This is a genomic window from Acidovorax sp., from assembly GCF_046314175.1.
GTDB lineage: Bacteria > Pseudomonadota > Gammaproteobacteria > Burkholderiales > Burkholderiaceae_C > Acidovorax.
On the sequence record NZ_JBKBXG010000052.1, the window covers coordinates 18715 to 38999 of the forward strand.

Annotated in this window: 17 protein-coding genes; 8 read left to right on the forward strand and 9 right to left on the reverse strand. The window is 61.6% G+C overall.

Features of this window, described 5'->3' with window-relative positions:
- Positions 1-130: 130 nt before the first annotated feature.
- Positions 131-1810, forward strand: a complete 1680-nt coding sequence (locus tag ACK4OE_RS15635; RefSeq protein WP_409885817.1) for a polyhydroxyalkanoate depolymerase — start codon at positions 131-133, stop codon at positions 1808-1810.
- The gene (locus ACK4OE_RS15640; RefSeq protein WP_409885819.1) at positions 1807-2490 is read left to right on the forward strand and encodes an RnfABCDGE type electron transport complex subunit B; all 684 of its coding nucleotides are present in this window, start codon (positions 1807-1809) and stop codon (positions 2488-2490) included. Before ACK4OE_RS15635 ends, ACK4OE_RS15640 begins: the two co-directional genes overlap by 4 nt.
- A gap of 62 nt (positions 2491-2552) precedes the next feature.
- Here the strand turns inward: ACK4OE_RS15640 and ACK4OE_RS15645 are convergent, their stop codons facing one another.
- The gene (locus ACK4OE_RS15645; RefSeq protein WP_409885821.1) at positions 2553-4040 is read right to left on the reverse strand and encodes a methyl-accepting chemotaxis protein; all 1488 of its coding nucleotides are present in this window, start codon (positions 4038-4040) and stop codon (positions 2553-2555) included.
- 178 nt (positions 4041-4218) lie between these two features.
- Between ACK4OE_RS15645 and dapC the strand changes: the two genes are divergently transcribed.
- From dapC to ACK4OE_RS15675, 6 genes are all read left to right on the forward strand, one after another.
- Entirely contained in the window at positions 4219-5424 is a 1206-nt protein-coding gene (dapC, locus tag ACK4OE_RS15650) for a succinyldiaminopimelate transaminase (RefSeq protein ID WP_409885823.1), read from the forward strand.
- Positions 5425-5468: 44 nt separating this feature from the next.
- Entirely contained in the window at positions 5469-6302 is an 834-nt protein-coding gene (gene dapD / locus ACK4OE_RS15655; protein ID WP_409885825.1) for a 2,3,4,5-tetrahydropyridine-2,6-dicarboxylate N-succinyltransferase, read from the forward strand.
- Positions 6303-6405: 103 nt separating this feature from the next.
- Positions 6406-7569: a PilT/PilU family type 4a pilus ATPase gene (locus ACK4OE_RS15660; RefSeq protein WP_409885827.1), complete on the forward strand. Its 1164-nt coding sequence runs from the start codon at positions 6406-6408 to the stop codon at positions 7567-7569.
- Between the two features lie 177 nt (positions 7570-7746).
- Positions 7747-8940 (forward strand): succinyl-diaminopimelate desuccinylase, encoded by a 1194-nt coding sequence (gene dapE / locus ACK4OE_RS15665; protein ID WP_409885829.1) that lies wholly within the window; start codon positions 7747-7749, stop codon positions 8938-8940.
- Positions 8937-9872, forward strand: a complete 936-nt coding sequence (gene prmB / locus ACK4OE_RS15670) for a 50S ribosomal protein L3 N(5)-glutamine methyltransferase (protein WP_409885831.1) — start codon at positions 8937-8939, stop codon at positions 9870-9872. Before dapE ends, prmB begins: the two co-directional genes overlap by 4 nt.
- A gap of 103 nt (positions 9873-9975) precedes the next feature.
- On the forward strand, positions 9976-11994 hold the full coding sequence (locus ACK4OE_RS15675) for an ABC-F family ATP-binding cassette domain-containing protein (RefSeq protein WP_409885833.1): 2019 nt from the start codon (positions 9976-9978) through the stop codon (positions 11992-11994).
- 405 nt (positions 11995-12399) lie between these two features.
- Here ACK4OE_RS15675 and phbB read toward each other — a convergent pair whose 3' ends face one another.
- The 8 genes from phbB to ACK4OE_RS15715 all read right to left on the reverse strand — a co-directional run.
- Complete coding sequence (phbB, locus tag ACK4OE_RS15680; protein ID WP_409885835.1) at positions 12400-13137, reverse strand: acetoacetyl-CoA reductase; 738 nt, start codon at positions 13135-13137, stop codon at positions 12400-12402.
- Between the two features lie 256 nt (positions 13138-13393).
- Complete coding sequence (locus ACK4OE_RS15685) at positions 13394-14089, reverse strand: EAL domain-containing protein (protein ID WP_409885837.1); 696 nt, start codon at positions 14087-14089, stop codon at positions 13394-13396.
- Positions 14090-14318: 229 nt separating this feature from the next.
- The gene (locus ACK4OE_RS15690) at positions 14319-17312 is read right to left on the reverse strand and encodes a Tn3 family transposase (protein WP_409885839.1); all 2994 of its coding nucleotides are present in this window, start codon (positions 17310-17312) and stop codon (positions 14319-14321) included.
- Positions 17313-17354: 42 nt separating this feature from the next.
- Positions 17355-18671: a site-specific integrase gene (locus ACK4OE_RS15695; RefSeq protein WP_409885841.1), complete on the reverse strand. Its 1317-nt coding sequence runs from the start codon at positions 18669-18671 to the stop codon at positions 17355-17357.
- A 109-nt stretch (positions 18672-18780) separates the two neighbouring features.
- Positions 18781-19110 (reverse strand): helix-turn-helix domain-containing protein, encoded by a 330-nt coding sequence (locus ACK4OE_RS15700; protein ID WP_409885843.1) that lies wholly within the window; start codon positions 19108-19110, stop codon positions 18781-18783.
- Positions 19107-19490, reverse strand: a complete 384-nt coding sequence (locus ACK4OE_RS15705; RefSeq protein WP_409885849.1) for a type II toxin-antitoxin system RelE/ParE family toxin — start codon at positions 19488-19490, stop codon at positions 19107-19109. Before ACK4OE_RS15705 ends, ACK4OE_RS15700 begins: the two co-directional genes overlap by 4 nt.
- Positions 19491-19552: 62 nt before the next feature.
- Positions 19553-19741: a hypothetical protein gene (locus tag ACK4OE_RS15710; RefSeq protein ID WP_409885845.1), complete on the reverse strand. Its 189-nt coding sequence runs from the start codon at positions 19739-19741 to the stop codon at positions 19553-19555.
- 143 nt (positions 19742-19884) lie between these two features.
- The coding region (locus ACK4OE_RS15715) for a TSUP family transporter (protein ID WP_409885847.1) at positions 19885-20285 on the reverse strand (401 nt) is incomplete at its 5' end.

Here is a 20285-nt window from a genome sequence, read left to right on the forward strand (position 1 = left end):
GCTATCGTTTTTGCAAAGATTTGGATCGACTCACACTGTCACTTTGGCGACTCGTTATTGGTGGTTCTCCTCCATGCACTCGTTACCAAGTGCTGCTATATTGCACTGCAACATAACGGAGTTCCGCCCCATGCTCTATCACCTCTACGAAACCCAGCGCTCCTTGATGGAGCCCTTCACGGACTTCGCGCAGGCGGCTGCCAAACTTTTCAGCAACCCCATGTCCCCGCTCAGCCAGAGTCCGATGGCACAGCGCATGTCGGCCGGGTACGACCTGCTGTACCGACTGGGCAAGGACTATGAGAAGCCGACTTTTGGTATCCACACGGTCGATGTGGACGGTGTGGGTGTGGCGGTGCATGAACACATCGAAGTGGACAAGCCGTTTTGTGAGTTGCGCCGCTTCAAGCGCTTTTCGGACGACACCAAGACGCTGATCAAGCTCAAGACACAGCCCGTGGTGTTGATCGTGGCACCGCTGTCCGGCCACTACGCCACGCTGCTGCGCGACACGGTGCGCACCATGCTCAAGGACCACAAGGTCTACATCACCGACTGGAAAAATGCTCGTCTGGTACCGCTGTCTGACGGTGAATTTCACCTCGACGACTACGTGAACTACGTGCAGGAGTTCATCCGCCACCTGCAGGGCATATATGGCAATTGCCATGTGATCAGCGTTTGCCAGCCCACCGTGCCTGTGCTGGCCGCTGTGTCGCTGATGGCCAGCCGCGGCGAAACCACGCCACTGACCATGACCATGATGGGCGGCCCCATCGACGCGCGCAAGTCGCCCACATCGGTGAACAACTTGGCCACCAACCGCAGCTTTGAGTGGTTTGAAAACAATGTGATCTACCGCGTGCCAGAGAACTTCCCGGGCGCAGGCCGACGCGTTTACCCCGGCTTTTTGCAGTACACCGGATTCGTGGCCATGAACCCGGACCGTCATGCCACCAGCCACTACGACTACTTCAAGGATCTGATCAAGGGCGACGACACCAGCGTGGAAGCCCATCGCAAGTTCTACGACGAATACAACGCCGTGCTGGACATGGATGCGGACTACTACCTGGAAACCATTCAGACCGTGTTCCAGGACTACAAGCTGGTGCATGGCACCTGGGACGTGCGCTCGCCCGACGGCAAGGTGGAGCGCGTGCGCCCCCAGGACATCAAGACCACCGCCCTGTTCACCGTGGAAGGCGAGCTCGACGACATCTCCGGATCGGGCCAGACCGAAGCCGCCCACGACCTGTGCAGCGGCATTGTGCGCAAGGAGCAGCGCCACCTTGAAGCCAAGGGCGCAGGCCACTACGGCATCTTCAGTGGCCGCCGCTGGCGCGAACTCGTGTACCCCCAAGTTCGCGCGTTCATTCTGGAGCACGAAGTGCCCCAGAAGAATGCAGCAGTGGCCGTGACCGAAATTCCAGACGACAACCCGCCAGCCCGCAAGGCGGCGGTTGTCAGCAAGCCTACTGCCAAGGCCCCTGCCCGTGTTGCTGCCAAAACGGCACCGGCCAAGACGGCCCCCTTGACCAAGGTATCAGCCTCCAAACCAGCCCAGGCGGTGGCAAGCAGCAAGGCTTTGGCCAAGCCCTTAGCCAAGCCCGCGCCGAAGGCTGCATCCAAGGCGGTTGCTGCGAGTGTCCCAACGTCCGCAGTAGCCACGCGCTGGGTGAAACCTGAGGGCGACGAGCCCACCGGGGCCGCAGCGGCGCCCACGGCATCTGACCTGGGTACCGCCAAGGCGGCCGTGACGGCTGCACCCGCACCCCGCCCCCGCCGCAGCGCGGCGCGCAAAGGTTGACCAACCAGCCCATCACCCACGCAGCGACCGCCCTGGCAGACCTTGCGGCGCTGATTGATGCTGCGCTGCCGCAGACACAGTGCACGCGCTGCGGCTACCCCGACTGCGCTGCCTATGCGCGGGCCATTGCCGAAGAGGCTGCGCCCATCAACCAGTGCCCACCCGGTGGCTCTGAGGGTGTGGCACGCCTTTCGGCCATTACCGGCCGGCCGGTGATGCCGTTGAGTGTGGAGCACGGGGTGGAAGCCCCCCGTGCGGTGGCGTTTATCGACGAGGCCTGGTGCATCGGCTGTACGCTGTGCATCAAAGCCTGCCCCACTGACGCCATCGTGGGCTCCAACAAGATGATGCACACCGTCATCGAACCGTACTGCACAGGGTGCGAACTCTGCATCCCCGTGTGCCCGGTGGACTGCATTCAGCTCGACAACGTCAGTGGTGCCGCCACCGGCTGGTCAGCGTGGTCTGCGCCGTTGGCCCAGCAGGCCCGCGAGCGTTACCAGTTACACAGAGCGCGCGTGCCCCTGGAAGACAGCGACAATGTGGAGACGCAATCCAGCCAGGCAGCACTGACCCAGCCCACCGCCGACACTGCTGCGACGACCCGGCAGGCGGCGATCGCGGCGGCTATGGAGCGGGCGCGTCAACGCCGGTCTCCCCCGGCACAGAGCCCGATTTAGACAGCGCTGCCCGCTGGCTTGCGTGCATCGCGGTTCGGCGGCACCCAGCTAATTGCTAATTGCTATTTGGCCGCTAGCGCCTTGTACACACCGCATCCTGCGTACCAGTCGCCCACGCGGTTCACGTATGACATCTTGGTCTGCACGGCCCCGGTTGCGGGGTTGGTGATGTCGTACTCCACCCATCCAGGGGCATGTTCTGCCTGGGTGACGATGTCGTTTACCAGCCGGTCGCCCGCAATGCCCGGAATGTCCTGCACGCGCGTTCCCACCTTGGCCTGATTGCCACCAAACGCCAGATAGGTGCCCGCCGCGTCCAGCACAAAAACATACATGTCCCGGTCGTGATAAGGCTGGCTCTTGTCCGTGATGCTGCGCAGGAACTGGTCGCGCGAGGTGCTCTTGTGCAAGGCCACCGCCTTGTTCACCAACGCCACGGCCTCCTCAGCCGTCCCCTGTTGCAGGCGGAACGCTGATACCGCGCGGGACAGGGTCGACGCACGCACTTCCAGCGCCTCGGCCTGCTGCACGGCCTGGCCTACCATCTGCGCGTTGTGCTGGGTGATCTGGTCAAGCTGCTGCACGGCAGCACTCATCTCGCGCAGGCCGGTGCTTTGCTCGGCACTCGACCCTGAGATTTCGGTCATGCTGGCTGCCACGCTGCGAATGCCGCCCGCCATGTCGGCAATACCTTCACCCGCCGACCGGATGAGGCTCGCGCTGGTTTCCACCTGGCTCACCGACGCACCGATCAGCTCGCGAATCTCGCGCGCAGCATCCCCCGACCGTTTCGCCAGCGTGCGCACCTCGCCCGCCACCACCGCAAAGCCACGTCCCTGCTCGCCCGCACGGGCAGCCTCCACAGCGGCGTTCAGCGCCAGGATGTTGGTCTGAAACGCAATGCTGTCGATGACTCCAATGATTTCGGTCATGCGCCGCGCGCCCTGCTGAATGGCCTCGACCGACTGCACCGCCCGAGCCATGGCTTCGGACCCCGCATCAGCAGCCTTGCGAACCGCAGCGGCACGCGCGTCGGCACCCTGCGCAGTCTGGGCGTTGTTCTGCACGGCGGACGACAGCTGCTCCACGCTGGCAGCGGTTTCTTCCAGGTTGGCGGCTTGCTGCTCGGTGCGGTCGGCAAGCGACCTGTTGCCATCTGCCAGGCTCTGTCCCGCATGGGCGACCAGGGCGGCGTTGCTGCGGATATCGGCCACCATGGACGACAGCGTGAGCACCATGCGGTCCAGCGACTTCGCCAGCCCGCCCACCTCGTCGCGGCCATAGGTGCCCGCCCTGGCGCGCAGGTCTCCGCCGGTGGTCAGGTCCATGGCACGGGCCAGATCTGCAAGGTCTGAAGACAGACTGGCGTACAAAGCCACCAGTGCATACATCACCACCACGGCACTCAGAGCCACCAGCCACCAGGGCGCGGACATGGCCGCAAGCCCCAATGCCAGAGCCATCGAAAGTCCCAACGTGAACAATTTTCCCGGCAAATTCCATCGACGCATCCACCGCAGGCCCGGGCGCAGTGCAAAGAATCCTGACATCTTGTCTCCCTTATGGTTCTTACGAGTGCCGGCGATGCTAGGTACACGCTCTTACGTCGAATTGACAATCAGGCACAGCGAGGGTTTGCGATAGGCGCACCGGCGTGGCATTCACGCAGCCGCACAGACCACCCCGTCATCCCATCAGTACAAGCCCATTCGCCCATAATGTCGCCCCATGAACCCCCTGCTTTCCCACCTCCAGCCCTATCCCTTTGAGCGGCTGCGACAGCTTTTTGCGGGAGTGACACCTCCCGCGGCTTATAGCCCCATCAGCCTGGGCATGGGTGAGCCCCGCCATCCTACACCCCAGTTCATCAAAGACGCACTTAGTAACAACCTGGGCGGACTGGCCAGTTATCCCGCCACGGCGGGCGAGCCCCGCTTGCGCGAGGCGTTCACGCAGTGGCTCCAGAAACGCTATGAACTCGCGCTGGACCCCGGCACCCAGGTGTTGCCAGTCAACGGGTCGCGCGAGGCCTTGTTCTCGTTCGCCCAGACGATCATCGACCCATCACAGGGCCAGCCACTGGTGGTGTGCCCCAATCCCTTTTATCAAATCTACGAGGGCGCGGCCCTGCTTGCGGGCGCAACTCCCTACTACGCACCCAGCGACCCGGCACGCAACTTTGCAGTGAACTGGGACACGGTGCCCGACGCCGTGTGGGAGCGCACCCAGCTGCTGTTTGTGTGCTCGCCGGGCAACCCCACCGGGGCGGTGATGCCCCTTGCTGAATGGAAGAAGCTTTTCGAGCTGAGTGACCGCTACGGTTTTGTGATTGCTTCGGACGAGTGCTACAGCGAGATCTACTTCCGCGACGAGCCCCCACTGGGTGGTTTGCAGGCCGCATCGAAACTGGGCCGTAGCGATTTCAAGAACCTGATCTCTTTCACCAGCCTCTCCAAGCGCAGCAACGTGCCCGGCTTGCGCAGCGGCTTCGTGGCGGGCGATGCGGCTTTGATCAAGGCGTTTCTGCTGTACCGCACGTACCACGGCAGTGCGATGAGCCCCATCGTGCAGGCTGCCAGTATTGCCGCCTGGGGTGACGAGCAGCATGTGGTCGAAAACCGAGCGCGCTACCGCAAAAAATTTGCACAGGTCACGCCGCTGCTGGCGGGCGTGATGGACGTGGCGCTGCCAGACGCAGGTTTCTATCTGTGGGCCAAGGTGCCCGAGGCGCTTGGCATGGACGACGCCGAGTTCGCGCGCGCCCTTCTGGCTCAATACAATGTCACGGTGCTCCCCGGCAGTTACCTGGCCCGAGAGGCCCAGGGCAGCAACCCCGGCGCGCAGCGCGTACGCATGGCCCTGGTGGCTGAAACCGAAGAATGTGCAGAAGCCGCACTGCGCATTGTGCAATTCATTCAATCCCGCACCGCCTGATTCCCGATTCCCGATTCCTGATTCACAGACTGACTGACTACAACATGACTCAACAACTGCAAACCACCATCGATAACGCCTGGGAAAACCGCGCCAGCCTGTCCCCCGCTTCCGCCCCCAAGGAAATCCAGGACGCTGTCGAGCACGTGATCGCCGAGCTGAACAACGGCACGCTGCGGGTGGCCACCCGCGAAGGCGTGGGCCAGTGGACCGTGCACCAGTGGATCAAGAAGGCCGTGCTGCTGTCGTTCCGCCTCAAGGACAACGAAGTGGTCAAGGCCGGTGACCTGGGCTTTTACGACAAGGTGCAGACCAAGTTTGCCCACCTGACGGAAGAAGAAATGAAGGCCACCGGCGTGCGCGTGGTGCCACCCGCCGTGGCCCGCCGCGGCAGCTTCATCGCCAAGGGCGCGATCCTGATGCCTTCGTACGTGAACATCGGCGCCTATGTGGGCGAAGGCACCATGGTGGACACCTGGGCGACCGTGGGTTCATGCGCTCAGATCGGCGCCAACGTGCACCTCTCGGGCGGCGTGGGCATTGGCGGCGTGCTGGAGCCGCTGCAGGCCGGCCCCACCATCATTGAAGACAACTGCTTCATCGGCGCACGTTCCGAAGTCGTTGAAGGCGTGGTAGTCGAAGAAAACTCCGTGCTGGGCATGGGCGTGTACCTGGGTCAGAGCACTCCCATCTTCAACCGCGCGACGGGCGAAATCAGCTATGGCCGCGTGCCTTCGGGCTCGGTGGTAGTCAGCGGCAATCTGCCCAAGACGGCGGCCAATGGCGCACCCTACAGCATGTACGCTGCCATCATCGTCAAGCAGGTGGATGCGCAAACACGCTCCAAGACCAGCATCAACGACCTGCTGCGCGACTGATCCAATTCGGCACGATGGATCGCATCGCACGGCGGTAGATCGCAATTCCGGCCACCGGCATGATCAGCGCCGAGACACAGACCGACAACAAGAGGGAAACACCATGAGCACGATGGAGCGGATTCTTCGCCTGATGAGCGAAAAGAAGGCATCAGACGTTTACCTGTCGGCCAATGCCCCGGCATTGATCAAGATCAACGGCGAATGCGTGCCGATCAACAACCAGATCCTGCCGCCCGACGCGCCGCGCAACCTGCTCTCCGAAGTCGTCCCGCCGGACCGCATCGAAGAGCTGGAAGAAACGGGCGAGCTCAATATGGGCGTTCCGCTCGCGGGCGTGGGGCGCTTTCGCGTCAGCGCCATGCGCCAGCGCGGCAGCTACGCGGTGGTGATCCGTTTCATCTCTCAGCACATTCCAGAGTTTGACTCGCTGGGCCTGCCGCCCGTGATGCGAGACCTCATCATGGAAAAGCGCGGCCTGATCCTGATGGTGGGCGCCACGGGCTCGGGCAAAAGCACCTCGCTGGCGTCGATGATCGACACGCGCAACGAAGCCCTGACGGGCCACATCCTCACCATTGAGGACCCGGTCGAGTACCAGTTCAAGAACAAGAAATCGATCGTGAACCAGCGCGAGATTGGCAGCGACACCCAGTCGCTGCAAACGGCACTGAAGAACGCATTGCGCCAGGCGCCCGACGTGATCCTGATCGGCGAAATCCGCGACCGTGAAACCATGTCGGCCGCCATTGCCTATGCGCAGTCGGGTCACCTGTGCCTGGCCACGCTGCACGGCAACAACAGCTACCACGCGCTCAACCGTATCCTGTCGTTCTACCCTGTCGAAGTGCGCCCCACCATGCTGGGCGACCTGGCCTCGGCGCTCAAGGCCATCGTGTCGCAGCGCCTGGTGCGCACGGTGGACGGCGGCCGCGTGCCAGCGGTCGAGGTCATGCTCAACACCAAGCTGGTGTCCGAGTTGATTGAAAAAGGCGACTTCTCCGGCGTGAAGGAAGCGATGGAAAAATCCATGGCCGAAGGCTCGCTGACCTTTGAAGAAGCCCTGGCCCGCTTGATCATGGACGCCCGGATCGACCGCAAGGAAGGCATGGCCTACGCGGACTCCCCCACCAACCTCATGTGGCGTCTGCAAAACGACTTCTCCCTGGCAGCCAACGCAGCCAAGGCCCAGAAAGAAGCGCGCGACGCACCCGACGACGCACCTTCGTTCACCGAGATCGTGCTGGACGTCAAGCCGGCAGCATGAAGTGAAACACCCCCTGAGTCGCCTGCGGCGCCTTCCCCCTCTCCTTCGGGAGGGGGACGCCACCGGTGGCCTGGCAAAGCCAGTTCCACGGTGGCACTGGCCTCGTTTGCGCCAGTTTCCTGGACCGCGCATTGAACAACCAGTTGCCTGAACGCCTTCCCTGAGTTCCTTACCCCCATGTCCCGCACCCTGCACCTTGCCGAACAGCTCATTTCCCTTCCTTCCATCACGCCCGAGGATGCGGGGTGCCTTGACCTGCTTGCAGACCGGCTGACCCCGCTGGGTTTTGTGTGCGAGCGGCTGGACAGTGGCCCAGAGGATTTTCGCGTCAGTAATTTATGGGCAAAAAGGCCTCCAGCGCTTACTGATAAAGCGCAAGCAGCTATCAAAACAGTAGTATTTGCTGGCCACACAGATGTGGTGCCGACCGGCCCTTTGGCCCAGTGGAGCAGCGACCCCTTTGTGCCCACCCACAAAGACGGCAAGCTGTACGGCCGCGGTGCCAGCGACATGAAAACCTCGATTGCGGCGTTTGTCGTGGCCGTTGAAGAATTCCTCGCAGCCACGCCCGATCCACAGATCACCATCGCGTTTTTGTTAACCAGCGACGAAGAAGGCCCTTCGGTCGACGGGACCAAGGTGGTCGTCGAGCAACTGAACGCGCGCGGCGAGCGCCTCGACTACTGCATCGTGGGCGAGCCCACGTCGGTGGAGCGCACGGGTGACATGATCAAGAACGGCCGCCGTGGCACGCTCAGCGGCAAGCTCACCGTGCGAGGCATCCAGGGCCACATTGCCTACCCGCAGCTCGCGCGCAACCCCATTCACCAGGCCTTGCCCGCGTTGACCGAGCTGGCGGCCACGGTGTGGGACCAAGGCAATGCGTTCTTCCCGCCCACTAGCTGGCAGATCAGCAACGTCCATGGCGGCACGGGCGCCACCAACGTGATTCCCGGCGAAGTGGTGGTCGATTTCAACTTCCGCTTCTCCACCGAGTCCACGGCCGAAGGGTTGCAGCAACGCGTACACGCGGTGCTGGACCGCCACGAACTGGAGTACGACCTGCGCTGGACCCTTGGCGGACAGCCATTTTTGACGACACCCGGCGAGCTGGTAAGCGCAGTGCAACAAGCCATTGCGGCAGAAACGGGGCTCACCACCGAGCTGTCCACCACCGGCGGCACCAGCGACGGCCGCTTCATCGCCCAGGTGTGCCCGCAGGTCATCGAGATGGGCCCGCCCAACGCCAGCATCCACAAGATCGACGAGCACGTGGTGGTGGCCGACATTGAGCCGCTCAAGAACATTTACCGCCGCACGCTCGAAAACCTGCATGCGCAGGCTTTGGCAAACGCGGCCATTGCGGCATGAGCGCACTGCCCCCAACCGGAGCGCTTTCCGGAAACACCGTTGGAGCGCTGGTGGAATCCGGCGCGCTGTGGCTGGCATCGACTGGTGTGTCCTTTGGCCATGGCACGACCAATGCGCAGGATGAGGCCGCATGGCTGGTGCTGTGGCGCCTGGGCCTGCCGCTGGACAGTGACCTGTCTGATGCTCCCGATTCGATAAGAAATCAGCCCGTAGCGCAAGACCAGCTTGCGCAGGTAGCTACACTTTTTGCAGAACGCATTCGCAGCCGCAAGCCTGCTGCGTACCTCACGCGAGAGGCCTGGCTTCAGGGCGTGCCGTTTTATGTGGACGAGCGCGCCATCGTGCCGCGCAGCCTGATCGCCGAACTGCTGGCAGACGGCAGCATCGATGACTTTTTGAGCGACCAGACCCGCAAGGTGCTGGACCTGTGCACCGGCAACGGCAGCCTCGCCGTGCTGGCCGCCATGGCCTGGCCCGAGGTCGAAGTCACGGGCGCTGACATCTCCGCCGATGCCCTGGCCGTGGCCCGCATCAATGTGGATAAACACGGACTCCAAGACCGTATCCAGTTGCAACTGTCTGACGGCCTGGCTGCCCTGCCCGGCCCGTGGGATCTGATCCTGTGCAATCCGCCCTACGTGAACGCAGCCAGCATGGCCGCCTTGCCCGCCGAGTACTGTGCGGAGCCAGAGCTGGCCTTGGCGGGCGGCGAAGACGGTATGGACTTTGTGCGCCAGCTGTTTGCAGCAGCGCCCGCCTGCATGAGCGAGAACGCGGTGATCATTCTGGAGATCGGAAACGAGCGCGATTATTTCGAGGCCGCGTTCCCGCAATTGCCCGCATATTGGCTAGAAACCAGTGCGGGTGAAGACCAGGTTTTGCTGGTGACTCGGCAGGCTTTGACCGCCCAAACCCGTCTCACGGCACAATAGAGCCCTGCACCACTGATTTTTTTGCGCCGTTTGCCACCGAACGAGCGCTTTTGTTTTTGACTGCCACCCGCCGCGCGCGGGTGCGCTTTTTTCTGAGCTCCGGATGATCACCCTTAAAAACGTCACCCTGCGACGCGGCGCCAAAGTCGTGCTCGACAGCGTTTCCGCCACCATCAACCCCGGCGAGAACGTAGGCCTTGTGGGCCGCAATGGCGCGGGCAAATCCAGCCTGTTCGCGTTGCTCAGCGGCAAGCTGCACGAAGACGGCGGAGATTTTTACATTCCCACCAGCTGGCGCATGGCTGAGGTCGCGCAGAACATGCCCGAAACCGACCAGCCCGCGACCGAGTTCGTGCTGGAAGGCGATACGCGGCTGGCCGAAGTGCAACGCCAACTGGTCGAGGCCGAGGCCAGTGACGACGGCATGGCCATCGCCCATGCTTACTCAGACTTGCATGATGCTGGCGCCCACGACGCCGTGGCGCGCGCCCAGGCGCTCATCCTGGGCCTGGGCTTTCGCGTCAGCGAACTGGATCAACCGGTCAACAGCTTCTCGGGCGGCTGGCGCATGCGCCTGCAGCTGGCACGCGCGCTGATGTGCCCCAGCGACCTGCTGCTGCTGGACGAGCCCACCAATCACTTGGATTTGGACGCCCTCGTGTGGCTGGAAGCCTGGCTCAAGCGGTATGCGGGCACCATGATCGTGATCAGCCATGACCGCGAGTTTCTGGACGCCATCACCAATGTCACTTTGCAAATCCAGCAAGGTGAGCTGAACCGCTACGGCGGCAACTACAGCAAGTTCGAAGAACTGCGCGCCCAGCAGCTTGAACTGCAACAGGCCAGCTTCTCCAAGCAGCAAGAGAAGATGGCCCACCTGCAGAAGTTCATCGACCGCTTCAAGGCCAAGGCCAGCAAGGCCAAGCAGGCGCAAAGCCGCGTCAAGCAGCTCGAACGCATGGAGAAGATCGGACCGGTGTTGGCCGAAGCCGACTTCACCTTCGAATTCAAAGAACCGGCCAATCTGCCTAACCCGATGCTCGCAATCAGCGATGCCTCGTTTGGCTACGTGGACGAGGACGGAAACGCCACCACCATTCTCTCGGGCGTCAATCGCTCGGTACTGGCCGGCCAGCGCATCGGTATTCTGGGCGCCAACGGCCAGGGCAAGTCGACCCTGGTCAAAACCATTGCGCGCACCATGAAGGCGTTGAGCGGCAGCGTGACCGAGGGCAAGGGCCTGAACATTGGCTACTTTGCCCAGCAAGAGCTGGACGTGCTGCGCCCGGCAGAGAACCCGCTGGAGCACATGATCCGCTTAGCGAAGGAACTCGGCCCGGACATCAAGCAGCCCAGCCGCGAGCAAGACCTGCGCAGCTATCTGGGCACATTCAACTTCACGGGCGACATGGTCAAGCAGGCCGTGGGCACCATGAGCGGCGGCGAAAAAGCCCGTCTGGTGCTGGCGATGATCGTGTGGCAGCGCCCCAATCTGCTGCTGCTGGACGAGCCTACCAACCACCTGGACTTGGCCACCCGCGAAGCGCTGGCCATGGCCATCAACGATTTCGACGGCACCGTCATGCTGGTCAGCCACGACCGTTCGCTGTTGCGCTCGGTCTGCGAAGACTTCTGGATGGTGGGCCGTGGCGTTGTGGGCCCCTTCGATGGGGATCTGGACGACTACCAGCGCTACCTGCTGGAAGAATCCAAACGCTTGCGTGAAGAGGCCAAGCAGGCAGAACAAGCAGAAATGGTCGCAGGCAAGGCCGCTGCGGTGCCAGTTGCTGTTGCAGAGGTTGCAGCACCCGCTGCTGTGCCTGACGTCGTTCAGGGTGACCAGCGGGAGCAGCGCAAACTGGCGGCGCAGACGCGCCAGCAGCACGCAGAGAGAACGCGCCCGCTGAAAAAAGAGCTGGAACAGATCGACAAGCGCATGGCCGTGCTGTCAGCCACCCGTGCGGAGCTGGAGCACAAACTCACCCAGGCATTGCCTCCATCGGAGATTGCGGAGTGCGGAAAGCGGCTAAAAGCCGGCAACGACGAGACGGCCCAGCTTGAAGAGCGATGGCTGGAAATTTCTGCGGAGCTTGAAGAAATTTCGGTAGCCTCCCCGAGCTAAAGATGTAAAAGGCTGTAATTTTTTTGATAGTTTTCTGCGGTTTGCGCTTTATTTACAAGCGTAAGAAGCTATCATTTTTATAGTGAGTTTTGTTCTCAAAGTAAAGATCAAGCGATTGCATTTTTTTGCAGAATGCTGTCAACGGACTGCACGGTGATCGCGTTGTTGGTACATCACAGGAGTTTTCCAGTATGAATACCACCGCAAAATTGTCCGCTTGGCCCGAAGACGAACGCGATCGCAAGCGCGCACCGGCCCGCAGCTGCTGAAAGCGCGGCAGCCTTCAGCAGGCAGTCCTTTCGCTTTCCTCTACTTGCTCCTCTCAACAAAAAACCCCGCATCGCGGGGTTTTTTGTTGTCCGGCAGGAATGAGTAGCTAACTAATCCATTCGCTCCATTTCACGGTCAACCCATGTGCAAGCCGCCGTTGACGGAGAAGTCAGCGCCGGTTGCGTAGCCACCCTCTTCCGATGCCAGCCAAGCAATGATCGAGGCGATTTCGCTGGGCTCACCCAGTCGCTTGACGGGCACGGTGGCCACAATCTTTTCCAGTACATCGGGACGAATCGCCTTGACCATGTCGGTGCCGATGTAGCCAGGGCTCACGGTGTTGACGGTCACGCCCTTGGTGGCCAGTTCCTGTGCAAGGGCCATGGAGAAACCGTGCATGCCCGCCTTGGCGGCGGAATAGTTGGTTTGACCTGCCTGGCCCTTTTCGCCGTTCACCGAGCTGATGTTCACGATACGGCCCCAGCCCTTTTCCACCATGTCTGCCACCACCTGTTTGGTGACGTTGAACATGCTGTTCAGGTTGGTCTCAATGACAGCGTCCCAGTCTTCGCGCGACATCTTGAGAAACATGCGGTCGCGCGTGATGCCAGCGTTGTTGACCAGCACGTCGATGCTGCCGTGCTCAGCCTTGGTCTTGCTGAACGCCTCGACGGTGGAATCCCAATCGCCCACATTGCCGACCGATGCGAAAAAGCTGTAACCCAGCGCTTTTTGCTCTGCCAGCCACTTGGCGTGGTCACGGGTTGGGCCGCAACCGGCAATGACCTTGAAGCCTTCCTTGTGCAGGCGCTGGCAGATCGCGGTCCCGATGCCGCCCATGCCGCCGGTGACGTACGCAACTTTTTGGCTCATGTAATTTCTCCTTGTAAGTAATGTGCTCACCGTCCACTCTACCCAAGAAATCACACGCTGCCGTGAAGGTAAACACTGAAGCCGTTTCCTTTTTGGCATATCCACATGCATGGCACAGCGAACGCAGGAATTTCACAAGGAGGACGCTACCTTTTGGTGCATACAGTGGGTTACACAAAAGCCCGGGTGCAATTGATGCGGGTCAATGTCCTCACAAAACGCATTGCCTAACGCCTCAGGGCCAAGCCTCTGAGGTTCAAACCACGTGAGGAGCCAGCGGTAGCATTTCCCAACCGGGCCTGGCGAATAAATAGCCCTGCTGGTACCGGATGCCCACCGAGCGCAGGTACACCGACTCTGCGGTGGTTTCGATGCCCTCTGCCACGATGTCGATGGACAGGCGCTGGCACACCAACGCGATGCCACACACGATGGCTTGGCGAACAGGGTCTTGGTCGATGTTGCGGATCAGCTCCATGTCGATCTTGAGCACATGTGGCTGGAACTGCACCAGCATGTTCAGGCCCGCATACCCGGCACCAAAGTCGTCGATCGCAGTGATCAACCCCTGGCGGCGGTACTCGTTGAAGATGGACTTCAGGTGCGCCCCGTTGGTCACCTGCTCACCTTCCGTCACCTCAAACATGATGCGGTTGTGCGGGAAGTTGAACTCCATGGCCGCTTCCATGGTGGCGCGGATGCAGGTCTCTGCACGGTATACAGCGTTCGGCAGGAAGTTGATGCTCAGACGGCAGTCGGGCAATGCGGCCAAGCCCAACCGGGACGCGAGTTCGATGGCCTTGACGCGGCAGGCCTGGTCAAAACGATAGCGGTTGGTGTCGTCCACCCATGACAGCACCGTGCCCGCGGATTCGCCATCGACACCGCGCACCAGGGCTTCATAGGCAAAGGGGCGGTCCAACTCCAGGTCCATGATCGGCTGAAATGCCATCGTGAACTCAAAGGGCAACTGCGTCTTGTCACGACAGGATCGGCACCCCACAGGCTCAAAGGGTTGGGCAAATATCGTCGTAGTCATGCCACAAGATCGTAACGCATGATTACAAAGAGTCGCGCTGAGGCAGGACTCTTTGCACCGTTGGCTCTTCAAGCCATGGGCACACCGCCTAAATGAGGGTCGGCAGGGATTCATGTAAAAAACAGCAGAAATGGACCTAACTCTATGATTCCATTGGAATTATGGTGACATCAAAATCCAGCGGTCCGATCTTCCGCCGGAAGTCGAGTGTGTAGTCCCCAAACCGGTTGATATGGGCTGTGCGAAACGGCGCAAGACCACCCAGTATCTCCGGCGTGATCTCGGTACCTTCGTCGCGAAGCTCTCGCAGCACACGTGTCATGCCCACCACGTTGTGCAGGATGATCATGTTGGCCACGAGGTGGTTGTACTTGATCACCTTGCGCTGCTCGTGCCGGATGTTCTCGGCAATGATCCCCTCGCCCCCGAAGAAGGACCAGCCGGCAAAGCCGTTGAACTGCTCGCTCTTGTTGGTCTCGGCGTGGATCACCTTGCGCAATCCGACATCGCCGATGTAGCTGAGCAGGAACATGGTCCGGATGACTTTGCCGAGTTCGACGAACGCGAAGTACAGCTTGTTCTTGCGGCTGTAAGTGCCGAGCCGGCGCAGGATGGCCGACGGCGTGATCTTGCCCGTCTTGATGGACACCGCCACCCGCAGCATCGCCGGCAAATGCAGTTCAATCAGCGCCCAATCGATCACGTCGCTGAACAACGCATTGATGTTCTGGTATGAGGCGCCCGACTCCGGCCGATGAAATTTCAGGTCCTGGATGCCCCGGATGCGCGGCATGAGTTGGATGCCAAGCAAGTGAGCCAGCGCAAAAACCGGGTAGCTCTGTGCCTGCGTGTCACCGTGGATCGTGTCGGGCCGAATATCGGACTCGTTGCTCATCAGCCCATCGAGGATGTGGATGCCCTCATAGGTGCCACAAGAAATGAAGTGACTGAACAGTGCGATGAACTTGTCGGAGACATGGTAGTAGCCGATGCCCCCGTAGCCGCCATAGCGGATGTGGTGCTCGGACAGCAGGTTCTGCTCGTACAGGTTCCACTTGGTGCCATCGGCCGATGCGTGTTTGCCGGTGCCCCAGTAACCGGGCAGTTCGAACTTGTTGTAGGCGTTGATCACCTTGACGATGGCCTTGTCCAGAAGGTCTTCGCTGACGTATTTCAGGTTCAGCCAGGAAATCTGACGCCGGCTCAGACCTTTGATCGATTTGGCGGTCTGAACGGGTCCCAGGTTGCAGCCATAGCAGAACAAGGTCGTGATAACGCGCATACGCAAGTCCTCAAGGCGGCTGTCGGTCCCCGCCAGCGGACGAAACAGCTTGTGAAGGTCCAACCACCGCTCGGTGTCGATCATCACGTCCACGATGCTGGCCGCCTCCATCCGCTCGGTGATCATGCCGTCGATGCGGGCGGCCGCCTCGACGATGTCGGAGCGAGGCGGCTTTCTGAGGATCAGGCGCCCATCGACGATTTCTGCATGGGCGTTCTCCGGGAAACCGGCATCGATTTCCACGGCCCGCAGCGCCATGGACGATTTGAGCTTCGACACGAAGGCGCCGGGCTCCGTCTCGATGCCCGTGACCTGCCCATAGCCGCCCAGCTCGCGTTCAAAGGTTTCGTCATCGACCAACTGCTCGCGGTAGTCGTCGTAGCGCTCCCCGAACTTGATGAAGAGGTCTCCAGACTTCAGATCGTCCTTGACGGCGTGCATGACGGCCAGCTCAAAATACCGGCGGCGGACGGCCTCCACGCGGCCTTTGGCCTCCGGTTTGACCAGCACAAGCTTTCTCCACTGGGCCGACATCCAGCGCAAATCCGTGTCTTCACTCAGGCCAAGCATGTCCAGCGACACGGTGTCGGCGCGGTTGTCGCGCAGTTTGGAGAGGGCCTCCATCAGCCGCTCCACCACCAGGTCCTCGCTGCTGGCCTTGGGCGACGCGATGTCGATGCAGTTGAGAAGCTGCGCTCGCACCATCTTGTACGGCTGCAGCAGGAACGGCAGGTGGTTGCGCCCGGCATAGGCCAGGTGCTGTTCGCATTCGTTCAGCAGCTCGTCCACCTCGGCCACCAGGGTCGTGCTGATGGCCTGCACGCGCTGTTCGTCCGAACCATTCAACTGATAAGCGCCCAGGATGTCCCGGAGTTGGCCGACCAGCATGTCGGTTTTGTGGACGCGCTCCTGCTGGAAGGACAACAGTTTCTGCCGGGCATTGTTCTCCAGGTTCTGCATCAGGCGGATGAACAGGTCGGCAGCGTCGTCCAGCGATTGGGCATGCTGCGCCCGGATGAAGATCACCGCCAGCGCATAGCGCTTTTGTGGCTTGAGTTCGGCCATCTCAGTGGCATTGAGCGCGCGCGCCAGGAGCCGGAACTGCTTGAGCTTGGGTACCGGCACCTCGGGCTTGGGCAGCAGTTCGACCAAGTGCTGCAGACGCCGGATGTGCTGGATGTAGGTCCGTGTTTCCTTGTTGGTGGGCCGCTTGGGCTCGCGCTTGAGCATTTGCCAGGGTGACGCCGACTCACCCGTGGCCGTCTTGAGCAAGCCATCGATCAAGGCCTTGGTCTTTACCGTCAGTTGCCCAGCGATGGCGGAAAAATACTGGTTGTTGCTCTTTTCCCGGGCACGAAACGCCATCCGGTCCAGCGTCGAGAAGGCCGGCAATTCATAGCGATGGTGGACCAACTCCTCCAGCATCACGTTGATGATGTCGGCCACGGCGTGTTTCGTCTCGGCCGCAGTGTCCGCCACGACGTCCAGCCAGTCATGGCCCGCGGCGTCCAGCGGCCTCACATTCAGGTGGCGGCGCAGCGCCGCGAAAAGCGCCGAACGCGCGCCCGAGGCCTCCAAGCGCTTGAGGTCTGCCACCAAGGGCGGCCGAATCACGCCCGCCTGCAGCGCAATGTGCTCTCGAATCACCTGGGGCACCTCGGCCAGTGGGATGAAATATCCCAGGCGCTGGAAGACCTTCAGGTGGATCAGCGCCGCCATGCGCAGCAAGGCGCGCTTGCCGATGTCGGCAGCCAGGCGTTGTTCATCTTCGGTCGGCGTGTAAAGCTCCGCCAACTCACGGGGTGTCGGATCGGACCTCAGACTGGGATAAGCCGTTTCATGGAGCGTGGTCATGGGCGGGGACTGCCCCGCCGGGATGCTTGCCTACCCATCGCCTCAATCCCAGTGTGAATCGGTCGCCGGCTCATGAAACGAGGTTTCCAGCAGGCACTGGTTGTCTTCGGCGACACGGTACATGTCGTCCAGTAGCGCGGCAATGACCTCGTCCAGCGCGTCACGGGACGGGTGAGGAATCGTAAGCTCGTACAGCGTGCCCTCCGAGTTCAGGCGCTGCATGGCAAACCGTTCAAAGCAGGTCTGCTCGATCAGCCGGTGGCCGCGCGCGAGGCCGCGCGACTGTTTGCTGAACCGGGCCAGGGTCATCGTGACGCGCAGGACCGCAACAGACATTGTTACTTCGGCGGGTGGGTGTGCACCACCCGTCTGCTCTGTCACCAGGAGCAACGGTGGCGGTAGCAAATGGGCTAGCGGCGCCAGGGCAGCCAGGCCCTGCTCGAAGCGCGCTTGCAGACTTGAATCCGATGCCTTCAAGTAGCGCATGGCCGATTTGACATCCTTCCAGCCGACGTACTCCATCAGCTCCTTGATGTCCCAGCCGCTGGCGCGGGCCCAGCCCGCAAAACCGCGGCGCATGGAGTGGCTGCTGTATTCCTCAGGTGACTCGACGCCTGATTCGACGAACAGACTGCGTAGCAAGGGGATCAAGCTGTTGACGTGCAGGCTCTCCTCGGCCACATGGCCCCAGCGGTCAATCTTGCGGAACACCGGACCCTCGGTCAATCCAGCGAGACTGACCCAGGCATTGAAGGCCGTCACGGGACACAGGCGGGTCAGCGCAGGGCAGCTGAAAACGCGGCCCTGATGCTGCCTGTCGCCTTTACTACGGCCCAGGTAGCAGGCCATGCCCTGGCCGGGGGTGACCTCAACGTTCTCCACACGCAGGTTGACCAGTTCGTCGGAGCGGAAGCCGCGCCAAAACCCCAGCAGCATCAGGCTGCGGTCGCGCGTGTGGCGCAGCACGGCTGAGCTGTCACCAGACTGCTTCGCATGGCTGATGGCGGTGTCGAGCCACTGATCAACTTGCTGCAGCACGGCCAGTTCGAGTGGCCGGGCGCGCTTTTCTGGCGCGCCGTGGACGGCGCGAATGCCCTTGAGCACCTGTCGCACCAGAGCCGATTTGGTGGGGTCGGGAAAGCCTTGATCGGTGTGCCAGCGAGACAGCGCCGCTAGACGCTGGCGAAGGGTGTTGATGGCCAAGGTGGCGGCGTGGTCGGCCAGGTAGCGGGCAATGGCGTCCGCTGTGGAAGGCAGCAAACCCTTCCACTCGACTTCAAAGTGGCGTATCGCCGAAGCGTAACTCCGGCGTGTGTTGTCGCTCTCAGCTGCCTCGATGTATTGTGCAAGACGAGTCATATCGGGGTCGTCAGGGCTGCTACTCCGTCAGGAGGATTGGCGCCAGCCGATTTTTTTTGCGCAGCCATCGCATCGGGCTTTGGAACGCACCTGCCGCCGCGAGGCGAGTTCAGGCAAATTGCAGCTCAATCTTGCCGGCGCGCCGCCGCACCGGGCCAACCACGATCTTCACATCGTGACCCAGCTTGGCCACCAGTTCCAGCAACTTGGCTTCGCTGACACCGCGGAATTGGCCGCGCGTGATGCGCGAGACCTTGGATTGATCGATGCCCAGCAGCTTCGCCGCACCTTCCTGCGTCAGGCGACGTGCCTTGATCGCACGCGCGATCTCGCCCGCGAGTTGGGATTTACGCTGCATTTCCGCAGCGTCGGTGTAACCCAGGTCGGCATAGACATTCGTGCCGCCTTCTTCGATCGTGATTACGTTGTGCCCATTCATTTGCGTACTCCTTGCTGTGCCTGCCATGCTTCGAAATCCTGCTTCGCGGCTTTCAGTCGGGTATTGATCAAGTCCATGTCCTGCTTTGGCGTGGCGATGCCGCTTTTGGACTTCTTCTGGAAGCAGTGCAAGACATAAACCCAACCGGCGAACTTGACGGTATAGACCGCCCGGAAGGTGTCACCCTGATGGTCCTCGATGACCTCCAGTACGCCTGCCGAACCGAAACCCGTCAGCACTTTGGCACCCTGGTGCTTGCCACCGGCTTGAGCCAGGCCGATGGCATGACCGAAGACATCTTTCACGTCATCCGGCATTGCATCCAGATCCCGCTTGGCGGAACTGACCCATTTGATGGGCTTGCGCGCTTGCTTTGACATCGCCACGATTATGTCCGTTTGGACATATCTACGTCAACTTGGCGAGAGCCAATCCTTGGATTTCAGTGGATGTTTTCCGCATTGCGTGTGTCGGCAATCAATCTATCCAGCATTGAACAAGTCCGAACTCTCTGACAGCCTCGTGCCAGTTCCGCGCACTGGGCTGTCAGATCACCGATATCGGCCACCAACAGCCCGGCCACCCCTTCCACCGTCGCCTTGCCGTTGAACTGAGCATCGGAGAAGTCCATGCCCCGGCGTGGATAGGTGGGGAGCAGTCTCGTCCGCCAGCACCACGTCGGCGCCGCTCAAGAAGAACCGGTGCGCCACCGCCGACCCGACATTGCCACGGCCAAGTACGAGGCGTAAGTTCATGTCGATCTCCGATGGGGTTTCAGGCGTGTCGCCAGAGCTTGATCGCCGAGACCACGAGGATGGCGGCAAGAACGGGCAGCAGCACCGCCGCAGGCACGACCCCCAGCAGCACCCCGCCCAGTCCCGCGCCCAGAAGCGAGCCCACCGCCATCGACACAACAAAGCCGCGATGTGTGCCCAACACCACAAAACTGCGGTCACGGCTGTAGCGCGCAAAGCCAACCAGCATCGTGGGCAGGCTGATGGCCAATGAGACGCTGCCCGCCAGCTTCAGCTCGATGCCAAACAGCAGCACCAGTGTCGGGATCAGCAGTTCACCACCGGCCACGCCCAGGAGCGACGCGACCACACCGATGGCAAACCCCGCGGCCACGCCGGCCATCCACAACGCGGCGCCCTGGAGCGCCGGGCCCGATGCAC

Excerpts from the sequence above, each read along its gene's own strand:
- ACK4OE_RS15635 (WP_409885817.1), top strand. The coding sequence starts at position 131 with ATGCTCTATCACCTCTACGAAACCCAGCGCTCCTTGATGGAGCCCTTC.
- ACK4OE_RS15645 (WP_409885821.1), bottom strand. The coding sequence starts at position 4,040 with ATGTCAGGATTCTTTGCACTGCGCCCGGGCCTGCGGTGGATGCGTCGA.
- dapC (WP_409885823.1), top strand. The coding sequence starts at position 4,219 with ATGAACCCCCTGCTTTCCCACCTCCAGCCCTATCCCTTTGAGCGGCTG.
- dapD (WP_409885825.1), top strand. The coding sequence starts at position 5,469 with ATGACTCAACAACTGCAAACCACCATCGATAACGCCTGGGAAAACCGC.
- ACK4OE_RS15660 (WP_409885827.1), top strand. The coding sequence starts at position 6,406 with ATGAGCACGATGGAGCGGATTCTTCGCCTGATGAGCGAAAAGAAGGCA.
- dapE (WP_409885829.1), top strand. The coding sequence starts at position 7,747 with ATGTCCCGCACCCTGCACCTTGCCGAACAGCTCATTTCCCTTCCTTCC.
- prmB (WP_409885831.1), top strand. The coding sequence starts at position 8,937 with ATGAGCGCACTGCCCCCAACCGGAGCGCTTTCCGGAAACACCGTTGGA.
- ACK4OE_RS15675 (WP_409885833.1), top strand. The coding sequence starts at position 9,976 with ATGATCACCCTTAAAAACGTCACCCTGCGACGCGGCGCCAAAGTCGTG.
- phbB (WP_409885835.1), bottom strand. The coding sequence starts at position 13,137 with ATGAGCCAAAAAGTTGCGTACGTCACCGGCGGCATGGGCGGCATCGGG.
- ACK4OE_RS15685 (WP_409885837.1), bottom strand. The coding sequence starts at position 14,089 with ATGGCATTTCAGCCGATCATGGACCTGGAGTTGGACCGCCCCTTTGCC.
- ACK4OE_RS15690 (WP_409885839.1), bottom strand. The coding sequence starts at position 17,312 with ATGACCACGCTCCATGAAACGGCTTATCCCAGTCTGAGGTCCGATCCG.
- ACK4OE_RS15695 (WP_409885841.1), bottom strand. The coding sequence starts at position 18,671 with ATGACTCGTCTTGCACAATACATCGAGGCAGCTGAGAGCGACAACACA.
- ACK4OE_RS15700 (WP_409885843.1), bottom strand. The coding sequence starts at position 19,110 with ATGAATGGGCACAACGTAATCACGATCGAAGAAGGCGGCACGAATGTC.
- ACK4OE_RS15705 (WP_409885849.1), bottom strand. The coding sequence starts at position 19,490 with ATGTCAAAGCAAGCGCGCAAGCCCATCAAATGGGTCAGTTCCGCCAAG.
- ACK4OE_RS15710 (WP_409885845.1), bottom strand. The coding sequence starts at position 19,741 with ATGGACTTCTCCGATGCTCAGTTCAACGGCAAGGCGACGGTGGAAGGG.